Origin of the sequence: Paenibacillus sp. FSL L8-0708 (genome assembly GCF_038009325.1) — a bacterium.
GTDB lineage: Bacteria > Bacillota > Bacilli > Paenibacillales > Paenibacillaceae > Paenibacillus_AQ > Paenibacillus_AQ odorifer.
In genome coordinates this window covers 6,508,027-6,521,825 of record NZ_JBBPBC010000001.1, presented here as the reverse complement: position 1 = coordinate 6,521,825, position 13,799 = coordinate 6,508,027, and the positions used below count along the sequence as shown (strand labels likewise).

Genomic DNA, 13,799 nt, shown 5'->3' with positions numbered 1-13,799 from the left:
ATAAAACACCCCGTAAGGGGTGTTTTTCTTGGGAATATAAGCAAAGTATTACAAGCTCTTAGTGTACCCTGCTTATATTTCAATAAGAATGGATACCTAGTTTACACACTTAGACTTATGCTTTGTCAAAGTAAATCAGGAGGCAGCTGCTGCAAGGAGTCAAGAGAGGAGACTGCTTCATGACAGAGACCATAAATACCTGGATTGATTGGCTGCTGCAAACGCTGGGCCTTAGCGGGCCATCTATTTTATTCGTGACCATCCCGCTCGCACTTTTGCAGAGTATATTAGGATTTTTTCCATTCGTAATTTTGATCGTGCTGCATGTCTCTGTTTTTAACGTAATTGGAGGTATGCTGATCAGTTGGCTGGCCTGCAATCTGGGCGGAATACTGATGTATTTTCTCATTCGGCGATATCTGTATAACTGGTTTGACCGAAAATGGAGAAGCAAACTGAAGCGCTATGATAAATGGCAACGTTACTTGGATCGATATGGGATTTGGACACTGGTGCTATTGCGTACGATCCCGATTATTCCGAATAATGTAATCAATTTCATGTCTGCTGTTTCACCGATTAAAGCCTCATCTTTTATATGGGGAACCGTACTTGGTAATTTGTCTTATATATGGTTATTCGGTACGATCGGATCCACCTTAATTGTTCCGCGTGAAGAATGGAATGGTTATCTTACCTGGTATGCGGTGTTTATAGCTATTCTCATTGGCATCTTTATTCGGCGTCATTGGGACCATTTGCAGGAGGATAAGCGGAGCAGAATGCACTAATATCATCTTCCCAGTTCATGATCTAAAGGATGAAGAACGTTACTTCAGGCGCAGTTTGCCGGAGGGAACGTTCTTCTTTTTTGTCCTCTTAGCGAATACCTTAAATTAAGTGGAGGTGGCTTGACCTCTGCGTAAGGCGGGAGGGACTATTGCAATGGGCAGATTGAAAAAATGGGGGAACCGAAGGCTGAGAATACCTGATCTAGGCCATTTTCGGCTGCCAAAAATAAATGGGGACACGAATCGGAGATTCTCAGCGAGAAGCTCTGCATTCAAGTCAAAACCCAGCCGGGCAGCGGTTAGGCCGCAGCGTACGCGCTTTGAAGCCAAACGTAGCAAAGGCCGCTTTAGGTTATCCAGCCGGCCAGAGAGTAAGGTAACGGTTGCAGGCGGAAGAACACATAAGCCAAGAAGCCGACGCAAATTTTGGCTGATAGCCTCCTTAGTAATACTTGTGCTGGTGCTGCAATCCTTGCGCTATGTGGAGCTGCATATGAAGCCGCCCATCCTGCATTTAGCACAAATACGTGTGAAGCAAATCGCTACGGAATCGATTAATAAGGCGATTACCTCTCAGGTTGCGAATGGAGGGAATGCGGAAGAGCTAATTGATTGGAAGACGGATAAGAACGGGAAAATATCAGGGTTCATGCTCAACTACGCGGAGCATATGCGTATTACTTCGCAAGCGGCACAGGTCATTCAGTCTACGCTGCAGGAATTGCATAATCGAACAGAATATATTCCGCTGGGGCAAGCGCTGGGCAGTCCCCTTATTGCTTCTTATGGACCCGATATTCCGATCAAGATTGAACCACAAGGTGCGGTTAAGGTTGAACTCAGCACCCGCCAGCAAAACGCTGGGATCAATATGATTCTGGTCGAGGTATACATTCATATTGTGACAGAGGTTGCAGTCGTCATTCCTTTTGATATGGAGCCGCAGGTAGTGGATACAGAAATTCCTGTGTCTTATCTGATGGTTGTTGGAGATGTACCTATGTATTATTACGATAATCAAGGTCAACCTGTGGGGGCGAACGGCAGCAGTGCTCCGGGAATTGCCATTCCTGCTCCAGCTGTAGGCGGGGATAAGAGTGGAGTAGTGGATCAGGGCAAGGATACCTCCAGTAATAGTCAGAAAGATAACAGCTCGTCTCCAGCGGCAACCGATCCCGCGAGTACGGGTGCAGAGCATACGGAAGAAGACAAAGGCGCGGGCGGAGGAAATTAAGGGGATATCACGCTTCAGCGCTCATAGACTATAGGTAGAACAGCTTTAATAAATGGAGCGTGAATCCTAATGTCGCAAGAATCTCTGAATGTGGAACGCTTGGCGGAAAGGTATGGGTTCTTGGAGCGCACGGGACTACTTCCACTGCCGAGTAAAGATGGGCTTACCCTTGTAGTTGAGCTAAGCCGCCTGGAATGTGCCGCAGCTTGCTTACCCTTGCTGCTGCTCCATTCTGGAGAGTCTGTGCGCATTATTGCTGTGGCGATGACTCCTGATTTTCCTATGGAAACTTTAGCGGGACAGTTCTCACAGGAGCAGCCGATTCTCTTTTTTCCTTATGAAAAGGAGGAGTACATGCCTAACCAGGCTTTGGCACAGATCGAAACCAGTTTCGCGGTTTTGCTTGAAGATTCGATCATGGTATCGCCTGGCTGGCTAAGTGAGCTATTGTGGGTTCCTTTTGATGACGCTGCAGTTAAGGTGGTGGCCCCTCGCTCTTCAACCGAAAGAGGGGAAGGGAAGAAACGTCTTCACTTCGGCACCTATGATGAGTTTGCTGCTCATGTAAGCTACAGTCTTGGCCGGCATCAAGGAGAATGGCGAGAGATGGATGTACTAACGGGTTCTTGTCTCCTGTTCTCTAAAGAGCTGCTTCAGCGTATTGGAGGGTTGGACATCTCGCTTCAAGCGCGGCCTCTTATGATTGCCGATTGGTGTCTTCGAGCCCGGCAGTCTGGAGCCAAGCTGGCGCTAAGTGATGCTGTGTATGTTCATGCTATACATTCACTTGATAGGGGCCAGAGAAGGCTGAACGGACCAACACTTGCGGATGGCTGGCAGGCGTACAGTACAAAATGGGCGCTGGAAGATGTCTTAGAAGCCGAAGAACATCTTGTACCGCAGAATGGATTCTTACAATCAACACAACCTGTTATTTCACTCGGTAAGGCATCCTTGACAACGCCATTAGTGACGGCGATTGTTTATTGTGAAGAGGATGGGAATGGGGACCATCTTCCGCAGGAATGGGCAGCTACACAGGAGCAGCAGAGCTACAAGAATATTCGCTGGATCTGGATCAAGGACAGCTGGATGAACACAGCTCCCGGCTTGCCAGTAAATGAACAGGATGTAGTGATTGCAGTTCGTGGTCAAGAGGCTTGGCTGCGGGCTTTGAGGAATGCATCTGCATTATTTGAGTGTGAGATAACTGTGTATTTATCAGACTCTATCAGGTATGAGAAATATTACGTTGAACGGGTAGTGAAGGCGATCACCCAAGGTTCCGCGGATCTGATCGTTAGTTTATCTACGGATATGGACGAAGAGGTGGGGCGGTTGCTTAGGGGGGACCCTTCGGGAATTGTTTTTCCATTAGAGCGAGTTGCTCATAAAGGCGGGAATGTGCCTGGAGTGATTACCTGTAAGGCGTCTACTTCGCACCAATTGCAGCTTCACCCTGAAGCTTCACTAACTATAGGTTATGTAGGGGATTTGTCCGAACCGCAGGGGAAGAAGGCAGATAGCAGCAAGAGCAAGGAGGCGCAGTCATGAAATATTTAATTCTGAGCAGAGGCTCCTGGGAGGAATACGAATATAAAAGACTGTTGGATCTTCTGCCCGAGCGGGAAGAGGTCTGTTTTGCCGGAAGAATGACTCTTGAGCAGCAGACTAACAGCCAGATCAAGCCGGTAATGATCGCGGATATTCATACTCTCAAGGCGAGGGAGTACACACTTCTGGTCTCTTCTCCCTATTGGCTACCAGAGGTTCTTTCTTTGCAAGCGGGATATATAGTGGCTTTGTTAGAGCGCTGTCCGGAAGAAGAAAATAAGGTCTTATGGGATAAATACAGCGGCTTGCTTGGAGCAAAGGCCGATCTAGTAGGAACCCGATCAGAACGGATCTATTTGGAGCAGAGCTTGTGCAGGGAGAATATTATTTATCTCGACGGGGATCAGCAGGAATCCTATGGAGTTGTATGTCAGCGCGAGCGGATTTATTTTCTGACAGATTATGAAGTGTTATGGAGTAAGGCGATTGGGAGCTTATGGCAGGAGGAGCCCCTCCTTGCTAAGGACTGGTTTAGGATTCAACTCCAGCTTAGGGCGGATTATTATACTTCGATGTGCGCCAAGCTGCCCAGCCAGCCTGTTGTACATTATTTGGCAGCATCTTATTTGTATTTGCTTGGGGACTCCACAGCGAATCGATATCTGGCGCAATCCTTTGAGTTAATGGTGCTGTATGAATATTTGGATTGCCTTATTTCACACTTCCGGTTTTTTTCTGCAATAGAAGCCAAGACAGGGAATCTGGAAACGGCGGTCCGCCAATTTGCGATTACAGCATTTACCGCAGAGGAGAAGCAAGCAGTAGAAAGGATGGAGGGCTGGCTCCATTCCGGGCAGGATGAACTGGTTCGCGCGGAGTTGTTCCACCTGAATGAGGATGAGGCAGCGGCGGTAAGAATTTTAAGTCCGCTAACTTCTCCAGAGGCAAAAGCGTTGCTGGTGCAAAATTATGTGCGGACTTTTCAATGGGAAAAGGCAATAGTGCTGCAACATGAGCAGGAAGAAAATGTGGATGAAGCCATGGAAGGCACCATACACTTGCTGTATGGCAGGCGGCACGAGGCCATTCGCAGCTTTTTAAATGCAGGAGGGCAAGACAATCAGGCATGGCCACTTTTGTCAGAGATGGCAGATCTCGAAGAGGCTGTTAGACGATTGAGAAGGAGAGTGGAGGATGAGTAGTCATAGAGGGCCACTCCGCAAAACGTCAGGCAATCGTCTGACCGCTATAATGCAGGTCAGGAACGAAGCCGGAAGGTATTTAGAGCAGGTGCTGGAGGAATTAAGTGAGTTCGTGGATGATATTGTGATCGTGGATGATGGGAGTACAGATCATACGGCTCAGTTATGTCTCTCTTTTGCCAAAGTTAAGAAGCTCGTAACCCTGCAAAGCTCTTTGTTTAACCGTGAATGGGAGCTACGGCAAACATTGTGGGAGCTGGCGGTATCTACGAATCCGGATTGGCTGCTGTCTGTGGATGCCGATGAATTCTATGAAGAGTCTGCTAAACGGGAGATGAGGCGACTCATCGATCAGGATGTGTATGACTGGGTATCCTTCCGATTATTTGATTTTTGGGGCGGCACCACACATTACCGTGAAGATGAGCATTGGAATATCCACACGAAGCATACCCGTACACTAGTCCGGTATTTGCCGAACTTTCATTATTTTTTTCCGAAAATGGATCATCATGTGCCAAGACTTCCGCTCTCTTATTCGGTATTGCCGGGTTTTCTTACCGAGCTGCGTGTGAAACATTACGGTTGGGCGATATCCCCTGAGGAGCTTCGGCGAAAATACTCGCGTTACCTGGAGCTTGATCCAGAGGGGCGCTGGGGTAGTCTGGAGCAGTACGAATCTATCCTTGATGAGCAGCCCCATCTGGTGGAATGGCAAGAGGAGCTTTGAAATCCGCATCTGATCTGCCAACCGGCTAAGTCCGGCTGGCAGATCTCAGAAGCAGCGCAGAAGGGATATGAGCTGATGGTATCCCTTGCGGATATACTTCTGCTGCGAGCTGCAGCTTGTAATAAGCGAGGCTCACGGCTGCGGTAGCCCCCCCGACTCTACGCAAAGCGGCTTCATCCTCTACATGAAGGATGGGCATCTCTCCACAGGAGTAGGCTATCGCAGCGTATAATTGCCACTCGGTACAGTCTGCAGGTGTATGATATTGAGGGTGCTTGCTGACATAAATAGAGCACCATTGTTTTTTTATGGAGGTAGGGGCTTCGAGTAATCCGTAGAGTAAGGGCTGCGGCAGACTGGACCATTGTAAGGAAGATCCTTCCGAATGGCGATAAAGTGTCAATAAACTATTCCAAGCACCAGTCTGAAGCAGCAATTGTGCTGCATAGTTGAGATCCGAAAGATCAGCTTTAAGCCTATAATTCCCCGCTAAAATATGATGGATCGATAAAATCCCCGGTCTGTAAGGCAATAGACAGACAAGCCAGCGCATGGCAGACTCAGTATCTCCAATACGGCAAGAGAAAGCCCACAGGTAGCCAAGTACAAAGGATCGGTTGGAAAGATGGGAAGGATCATGAAGCAGCTGTTCAAGCGGTGCGAGTGTCTGAAGATGTTCCGGTTGATTGTTTATTTCCAGAATCGCCTGCAATGCAGCCTGAACAGATGAGGGTAACTGGCTGGCTGTAGAAAGCTCAGCTTGCCATTCCGGATCGCGGGCATTGAGCGCTGCGGGCAGAAGATAACTCAAAGTATCAGGAGATAAAGAGTGAAGATAGTTGTGGGTCAATGCTCGTAGTTGTGCCTTCTCTCCAGATAGAAGGCTTAGTGGGACGAGTTCTTTCCACGCTTCGCTATAATCAGGCTTATGTTGTATAGCAGCCTCGTAATGTCTCCACGCATCCGGATATTGGTATAACTTCTCACAGACTCTTCCGGCTAGTAGTTCTGTCCGATACGTTCCACTGCCTGAGGAAGAAGGGTATTTCTGTGCTGTATTCCCGCTCTGAAGTGCGTTCTCCAAGAAGTGCTTGGCTGAGCTGAGCTTCCCTTGTTCCAGTAATAGGAGGGCATAGCTTTCTAATAAATCCGTGAAATCAGGAAAAAGACCGCTCCCCGTACGAAAAACTTCCTCGGCTTCCTGCTTTCGGTCACATAGTTGTAAGGCGTACGCCGTCTTAAGGTAAATATCTGAGACATAACCGGAAGGGGCTGGAACATCGGTGAGCAGCGGAAGGAGGATCTCTGCCGCTTCTTTATATTGACCCTGCTGATAATACTCTGCCCCTAACGCGTAACGAAGAAAAAGATGGTTCGGTTGAAGCTGCAGATCCCTGTTGATGAGTGCTAAATTGCGGTTATATTTATTTTTACGCAGCAGTTCATCTTCTAAATATCCGTAGTGGAAAATACGCAAATCTGCATAAGCGATCTCCCCCGCTGTAAGCTCCCAAATGCTGCTGGCAATCTCCTCATGAATACTTCCGCGAAAAATAATTCTTTTATCATTTTTGAATAATCGACAGACATGATCTGTAACAAAATCCGCTTCAGGTATTTCACCGACATAGTGGATAATGGGCAGCCAATACCCATGAATATACTCGGCACCAAGCAAGGGCTGGAGCAGCTCCTCACTCCAATGATCCACAGCCTCATCAGCATCCAGTACCAGAACCCAAGCGGAAGTTGCATACTCTAGGCTTATATTCCGCGCTTTGGCAAAATCATTTTCCCAAGGAATGTCGATAATCTTTGCACCGAACCTCTGAGCGATTTCTTTACTGTTATCCTCTGAGCCTGTATCCGCAATGATAATCTCAGACACTAGCCCGCGCACAGAGGATAAGCATTTCTCCAGATGGTTTGCCTCGTTCTTAATAATCATGCAAAGTGTGATATCCGGTGTGGTCATAGGAATACGTCCTTCCTAATCTGAAACTCTGGGCAGTGGAAGTGCGAGCCGCACTCTTTTAGCCGCTGGAGAATAGGGGGTTGAAGAAGTGAGGGAGGCAAGCAGACGATCCGCCAACAAAAGCTCCGAACGCCCTGGGTGATAGGCTGGGTTGAATAACGAGTCATTAGATGAGGACTGCCCTGTGGTCTTCATCAGCTGTTTTGCTGCCTCTTCACATCCCTCAATCCGCAATAAATCTAAGAGAAGTCCGCTTTTAGCAGCTGTGTATTCGGGTAGATGAGCGTGAAGCCAGCCCAAAATTTCATTTTCGCGCTCAGCACATTTTAAGGCTCGGATCAGTCGGGTTATGATGGGTGTTGGCTCGGGATGAAGCTGAGCAGCTTTGGTATAACAGACACAGGCCTTGGTCTCATCGCCTATTTCTTCGCATAACTGTCCCAGCAAATAAAATGTCAAATAAGATCCGAATCCGGACTCGGTATGGTAACCGGAAGGAGCTTCTCCAATGACTAAGGCTTGCAGCAATGCTGTTTTGGCCTCAGCTAGGGCCCCCATTTGAAACAGCAGCACACCTTTGATATGAGCCAAGTCAGGATAATCCGGATGTAAGGTTATCCCTGAGTCGCAAGCTTCCAGCGCCGCGCTGAAAGCTTTTAATTCTGCCAGGCAGCGGATTTGATATTTGTGCAGCAGATGAACGTAACTTGTGTCGGGTGGAGCTTCGTTAAGTGATCTTTTGATATGCTCTAGAGCCGGTTGATATTCACTAAGCCGCATATATTCAACAGCCATATTGAAATGGTGGAAGGGGTCATTGGGATTTAACTTTAGCTGTTCCTTGAGCAGCTCTACATTTCGTTTGATCTTATCTTTTTTTGCTACTACGCCGTCTGCATAACCGTAATGATGGATGACTACGTTGCTTAAATGCATAGCTGCTTTGGGTGTAGCTCTTACGATCGTTTCTGCAATCTGTTCGTGGATGATGCCGCTGAAACGGTACTGCGGGCGGTTACGGAATAGCCGGATAATCGGATTAACAGTAATGGTCTGGGAAGCTGCGGTTAAACCTTTATGATTATGAATGCGCAGAAAAAAAGCTTCATACTCCAAATGCTCCGCACACAGCAACAGCTCCCCCTTACTTTTCGCATCCAGTTCCTCGTCTCCATCCAGAATGAGAATCCATTGTCCGTGGGCTTGCTGAAGACCCGCGTTGCGGGCAGCGGCAAAATCGCCATTCCAAGGATGGTGAACAACTTTAGCTCCAAAGCTTAGAGCAATTTGTAGCGTGGAGTCGGTAGAGCCGGTGTCGACTACTATGATCTCATCGGCGACACCACGTACACTTTTTAAACATTGGCTTAGGTTATCTCCTTCGTTCTTAACGATCATGCATAGAGAAATCAGAGGTTTTTGGCTTGGCATGCTCATTTGGCTGTCCTCCCCTCACTCTGGCGGAAGCTCCACTGTGTGTGCCACGGTGTACGATTTAGTAAAAAGATGGATTTATGGATGGCACCAATATCCGTTTGCAGTGGACCATGAACGTTAGCTGCATCCAAGCTGTTCAGTGCCTCCTCCATGCTAAGCTTCGCTTGCTGAAGGTAACAGAGTGCTAAACCCACTCGGGCAGCCTCATGCTCAGGCATCTGCTCCAGTGCTTGTTGAAACCATTCACTGGCTTCCGTGTAATGCCCTTTGTCAAAGACCATCTCACCTATATAAAAAAGAACCTTCGCATCAGCTGCTTGATCGCTAACTAACCTGATAAAATGCTCACCGGCTGCATTCCTATTCCCTTCTTTATATAATGCTGCGGCTAATTCAGACCGGAAGGGAGGGAACAGCTTTATCAAAGCTTCGCTTAACGCGGGCTGGTGTAGTTTTACTGATTGTTCGATCAAATCTGAAATGAATGAGGAATGTAATGTTAATGAATCTACCTCTGCTTCAGCGGGATCTACCTTTTGTTGCTGGTGGCACTTCTGAATGTATTGCAGTCCGAAACGGAGTTCGTCTGGTGCATAGGTTAGCAGGTCATTGTGGAATTCTCCAAAAAGCGCCCAAGAGCAAATAGCCCAGAGGGTAGCCCACTTTTTCAGATATTCTAAATCATGGTTATCTTGCGTAGCTAAGGAGGTCATTTGTCTTATGGTTGTATAGGCGTCCTCTAGCTTGCTGGTGATGAGGAGTGAAGAGATCATCCAATTTGCCGTCTCTAATTCCAAGGGAAAAGTGTCTCGGGATAAGTTAGTGATGGTCTCATTAGCATTTATCTCAAATAAGCTGTCAATGATTGCAGCTCGTTGGGCAGCATTAGTTGGGGGGACGAGTTGTATCAGCAAGCCGGCAATCTCCTCATCGGGTACAGCTAAGCGTTGAAAAGCAGAAGCTATTCCCTGCAAGGCAGGCCTATATAAAGAGTGGTGTTGAAGCGCACGGTGGTAGAATCTCGCAGCGTCCTCCTGAAGCTCAAGCCGCTCTGAGATTAAGCCTAGTCGATAAAGTGGGCGGAAGGTGTTCATCCCTTGCTCAGATACATATTATTGACTAACATGATCTCCAGAAATGGATGCTGCACGCTGATAAGCTTGAAAAGCACGTTCTAACAAGCCTTGACTCTCCAAAGATTGGCCTAATAAAAAATGCAGGTCAGGGTAATCCTCATAACGCTCCAATTCAGGCAACAGCAAGGGATCTATGATATTGGTTTTTCCTTGAGTCAGATAAATTTTACAGAGATCTCTAATCATCGTAGGACGGTAAGAAGCTTCAAGTGGCACATGGTGAAGGGTCTGGCGAAGTAATGTCTCTGCTTCCTGAAGACGACCGTCCTGACAGCAGGTGACTGCTAAATTATACGAGTGAAAAGGATCTTCCGGTTGTTCGGCTAAAGCGCGTCGCAGCAGCTGCTCATTGCGTTTGATTTTATTTTTTCGTGCCATGATTTCCGGCAAATATCCGAAGTGTTCAATCTCAATATCACTATGCACAATCGCCGAGATGTTATGTGATTTAAGGATTGCAGCGTCAATTCCTTCATGAATTCTTCCGCTATATCGATAACCCTGTCCATTTCGGAATAAACGAACCGCACTGTGCTTTACCTTATCCTCAGGCCGAACGCCAAGCCAATTATCAATGTGTACTGTAAAAGCCTGAGCTTGCGTGTTTTGCAGGAGGCTGCGGAGTTCCGGAAGTGGAGTTTGCAGGCGTTCATCGGCATCAAGGACTAGAATCCAATCGGTATCCGCCTGATCGAGACCTTCGTTACGTGCTGCAGCAAAGTTTTCTGTCCATTCCCGTTGGAATACTCTAGCCCCGTGCGCTTGGGAAATAGCTATGGATTCGTCAGTAGAGCCTGTATCTATGACCACAATCTCGTCAACACCTGCTACGCTTGTGAGACAGTGGGGCAGAAGATCAGCTTCATTGTTAACGATGAGGTGGACGCCAAGCGTAATATTGTTCACGTTGTTTCCTCCTTGTTACATATGTAGAAGTTGAAATCAGCTTTTGCTATCAAAAGAAAAAGCACATGGATATCCATGCACTCTTTCGTTACAACATATGATGGGCATCTGCATTACGTTCCCTGTGCGTTGAAACTTACATTTATTGTTGAGGCGGCCCCTGCATTCGTTGATTGATAGGATAAGCGTGTATATTTCAGGAATCTGGCTGGAACTATCACATCGATAGAACCTGCTGCTAAAGGATTATCTCCTGTGGTATCGACGAAATAGTTTGTTCCGTCAGCACTGATTTCTACTCGTGTGTTGACTGGGTTAGCTCCAGTGTTATTGATGAAAAAGGAATAGGTACCCAATACGCTCGTAGTCACTGCTGGCAGTGGAGTATAGGCATTAGCAGTTGCAATACCCGTCGTCGTCTGTTCGATAAAGCTGCGTTGTGATATAGAGGTCACACTGCTGAGCGTACCAGCGGTAATGGTGGCTCCAAGCACGCTGGTAATGGTCCCGTTTAAGAGATTGGTTACTGTACCTGCGGAGGACAGAGTACCGGCTGTGATTGTGGCTCCAAGCACGCTGGTAATGGTCCCGTTTAAGAGATTGGTGACCGTACCTGCTGAGGACAAAGTACCCGCGGTGATTGTGGCTCCAAGCACGCTGGTAATGGTCCCGTTTAAGAGATTGGTTACTGTACCTGCGGAGGAAAGGGTACCGGCTGTGATGGTAGCTGTACGCTAGTAATGGTCCCGTTAAGAATGTTGGTGACCGTACCTGCTGAGGACAAAGTACCGGCGGTGATGGTAGCTCCAAGTACGCTGGTAATGGTCCCGTTAAGAATGTTGGTGACCGTACCTGCTGAGGACAAAGTACCGGCGGTGATGGTAGCTCCAAGTACGCTGGTAATGGTCCCGTTAAGGATAGGATATTGGTGACCGTACCTGCAAGTACGCTAGTAATGGTCCCGTTAAGGATGTTGGTGACCGTACCTGCTGAGGACAAAGTACCGGCGGTGATGGTAATAGTTGGCGCCTAGTACACTAGTAATGGTACCAGCCGTAATCGTAGCTCCGAGCACGCTAGTAATCGTGCCTTCGAGAATGTTAGTAATGGTACCTGCGGAAGACAAAGTACCCGCAGTGATGGTAGCTCCAAGTACGCTAGTAATGGTCCCGTTAAGAATGTTGGTGACCGTACCTGCTGAGGACAAAGTACCGGCGGTGATGGTAGCTCCAAGTACGCTGGTAATGGTCCCGTTAAGGATATTGGTGACCGTACCTGCGGAAGATAAGGTACCCGCTGTGATGGTAGCTCCGAGTACGCTGGTGATTGTCCCGTTAAGAATGTTAGTAACTGTTCCCGCTGAGGACAAAGTACCCGCAGTGATGGTAGCTCCGAGTATATTGGAAATCGTACCATCTAGGATAATTGTCGTTAGATTTCCGCCTGGATCTGTAGTGAGCGGATGATCAATCAGCGAGGCATCCCGGCCAAAAATAAGCGTTCGTAGATTATCGGGATTAGCTTGAAAAGAGCTGTAGTTAGGCAAAGTTCCTCGTCCCTCTCTTATAAAATTGTTAACTCATACCTATAGACTGGGCTTGGACGTATACATCAATTTTGCCTAAACCCGTTGACTGCTGCGTGGAGGCGGATATCCGAGTCCACTTTAAAAATCTGCTTGGCACTAGCACCTTCATTTCTTTTGCAGCCACGATCTCTTCTGAATCTATAAAAGAATCAAAACTGTTCGGACTAATCTCCAAGCGGACGCTAACAGGGTGGTCTCCTTGGTTCATAACTGCGTAAGAGATCATCGTTTTAGTTCCGCTTTTTTGCCAAGGCAGAGGTGAAATGGAGCTGGACACGGGGAATCCGATAAATTGATGCTCGGAAAATAAAGGACTGATCGTCACCTTACGGCGGTTTCTTCGACCCTTTGGAGGTGGAAATGATTGCGGATTTCTAGAACAATTCCCCTGTTTTTTTGAGTGTTTTATTTTGCTGCGCTTTTTTAGTTCCAGACCGTTATGGATTTCATTCACCTCCTACGGGTTTTCTGGAACCCTATCCATAAAAGGACCCTAACCGTCGTTTGAGCCCTGAGCATCAATAAACCGCAGTTCAATAAGCCGCGAACCGTTAGGGACAATCCTTAGCCATTCGAATGGTGATAATAATATATGGTGAAAAATAAGAGGTGATTGGGCTGTGAAAGCAAAAATACGCACATTCCCAAACAACCTGTTACTTAGAGCGGCATAAAATAAGATAAGCTCAAGTACGGGGAGGGTAGCGCATGCCAAACGATTCAGTCTTTAATCAGAGTAGCCAGCCACTCTTTACAGAACAAGTCAACACGTATGTTGCACCTGGTATAGATTCAGCTCCGGAGGGAGGAGCGGCTAAGGCGGGGCTATTGTTTGGAATCCCTTTTACTTCTACGGTAACGACTGCTGCACCGTTAGTTGTTCAGATTAGTAATCCGGCAGGCAGCGGACGTACATTGTATGTATCCCGTGTTGCAGCTAGCTCGGCAACAGCTGCTGTTACTTTGTCTCTGCTTCGGAACGCTACGGTCACCGGGACTACCGTTACACCGATAAATTTTAATTTTGGAAGTGCGTTAACCAGTGTGATGACGGCCAGAACCTCGACTGCTGCCCCTACGGGAGGTCCGGCCACTCTAGTATCTATATTACTGGCAGCGGGTCCCGTCATTGTTGATTTTACTGGACAAATCGTTGTTCCTCCCGGAAATTCCATAACCACGTCCATCACGATTGCATCGGGAACTTCAGCAGCGACAACATCTATCAGCTGGTGGGAATATTAGA

General features: G+C 47.5%; 14 protein-coding genes. 7 read left to right on the top strand and 7 right to left on the bottom strand.

The window, feature by feature from the left end:
* Nucleotides 1-179: 179 nt before the first annotated feature.
* The 5 genes from NYE58_RS30620 (at nucleotide 180) to NYE58_RS30600 (ending at nucleotide 5,511) form a co-directional block, all read left to right on the top strand.
* Entirely contained in the window at nucleotides 180-791 is a 612-nt protein-coding gene (locus NYE58_RS30620) for a TVP38/TMEM64 family protein (protein ID WP_076099392.1), read from the top strand.
* Between the two features lie 154 nt (nucleotides 792-945).
* Entirely contained in the window at nucleotides 946-2,025 is a 1,080-nt protein-coding gene (gene yunB / locus NYE58_RS30615) for a sporulation protein YunB (protein WP_076099391.1), read from the top strand.
* A gap of 69 nt (nucleotides 2,026-2,094) precedes the next feature.
* The gene (locus NYE58_RS30610) at nucleotides 2,095-3,579 is read left to right on the top strand and encodes a hypothetical protein (protein ID WP_341003815.1); all 1,485 of its coding nucleotides are present in this window, start codon (nucleotides 2,095-2,097) and stop codon (nucleotides 3,577-3,579) included.
* Nucleotides 3,576-4,781, top strand: coding sequence for a hypothetical protein (locus NYE58_RS30605; protein ID WP_076277201.1), 1,206 nt, complete (start codon nucleotides 3,576-3,578; stop codon nucleotides 4,779-4,781). Before NYE58_RS30610 ends, NYE58_RS30605 begins: the two co-directional genes overlap by 4 nt.
* Nucleotides 4,774-5,511 carry a glycosyltransferase gene (locus NYE58_RS30600; RefSeq protein ID WP_076193397.1) on the top strand — a complete coding sequence of 246 codons (738 nt, stop codon included), beginning with the start codon at nucleotides 4,774-4,776 and terminating at the stop codon, nucleotides 5,509-5,511. Before NYE58_RS30605 ends, NYE58_RS30600 begins: the two co-directional genes overlap by 8 nt.
* 25 nt (nucleotides 5,512-5,536) lie before the next feature.
* Here NYE58_RS30600 and NYE58_RS30595 read toward each other — a convergent pair whose 3' ends face one another.
* From NYE58_RS30595 to NYE58_RS30575, 5 genes are all read right to left on the bottom strand, one after another.
* Entirely contained in the window at nucleotides 5,537-7,486 is a 1,950-nt protein-coding gene (locus NYE58_RS30595; RefSeq protein WP_341003813.1) for a tetratricopeptide repeat-containing glycosyltransferase family 2 protein, read from the bottom strand.
* Nucleotides 7,487-7,501: 15 nt separating this feature from the next.
* Nucleotides 7,502-8,923: a tetratricopeptide repeat-containing glycosyltransferase family 2 protein gene (locus NYE58_RS30590; RefSeq protein WP_341003811.1), complete on the bottom strand. Its 1,422-nt coding sequence runs from the start codon at nucleotides 8,921-8,923 to the stop codon at nucleotides 7,502-7,504.
* Nucleotides 8,920-10,017, bottom strand: a complete 1,098-nt coding sequence (locus tag NYE58_RS30585) for a tetratricopeptide repeat protein (protein WP_341003810.1) — start codon at nucleotides 10,015-10,017, stop codon at nucleotides 8,920-8,922. The genes NYE58_RS30590 and NYE58_RS30585 overlap by 4 nt, the downstream gene beginning before the upstream one ends.
* An 18-nt stretch (nucleotides 10,018-10,035) precedes the next feature.
* Entirely contained in the window at nucleotides 10,036-10,965 is a 930-nt protein-coding gene (locus NYE58_RS30580; protein WP_341003809.1) for a glycosyltransferase family 2 protein, read from the bottom strand.
* Nucleotides 10,966-11,078: 113 nt separating this feature from the next.
* Complete coding sequence (locus NYE58_RS30575) at nucleotides 11,079-11,621, bottom strand: DUF6385 domain-containing protein (RefSeq protein WP_341003807.1); 543 nt, start codon at nucleotides 11,619-11,621, stop codon at nucleotides 11,079-11,081.
* A gap of 84 nt (nucleotides 11,622-11,705) precedes the next feature.
* Here NYE58_RS30575 and NYE58_RS30570 point away from each other — a divergent pair, with 84 nt between their 5' ends.
* Complete coding sequence (locus tag NYE58_RS30570; RefSeq protein ID WP_341003806.1) at nucleotides 11,706-11,897, top strand: hypothetical protein; 192 nt, start codon at nucleotides 11,706-11,708, stop codon at nucleotides 11,895-11,897.
* A 32-nt stretch (nucleotides 11,898-11,929) separates the two neighbouring features.
* Here NYE58_RS30570 and NYE58_RS30565 read toward each other — a convergent pair whose 3' ends face one another.
* Nucleotides 11,930-12,511 (bottom strand): hypothetical protein, encoded by a 582-nt coding sequence (locus NYE58_RS30565; protein WP_341003804.1) that lies wholly within the window; start codon nucleotides 12,509-12,511, stop codon nucleotides 11,930-11,932.
* A 28-nt stretch (nucleotides 12,512-12,539) separates the two neighbouring features.
* Nucleotides 12,540-12,878: a DUF6385 domain-containing protein gene (locus tag NYE58_RS30560; protein ID WP_076128014.1), complete on the bottom strand. Its 339-nt coding sequence runs from the start codon at nucleotides 12,876-12,878 to the stop codon at nucleotides 12,540-12,542.
* Nucleotides 12,879-13,261: 383 nt separating this feature from the next.
* Between NYE58_RS30560 and NYE58_RS30555 the strand changes: the two genes are divergently transcribed.
* Nucleotides 13,262-13,798, top strand: a complete 537-nt coding sequence (locus NYE58_RS30555; protein WP_076220368.1) for a hypothetical protein — start codon at nucleotides 13,262-13,264, stop codon at nucleotides 13,796-13,798.
* Nucleotide 13,799: the final 1 nt, after the last annotated feature.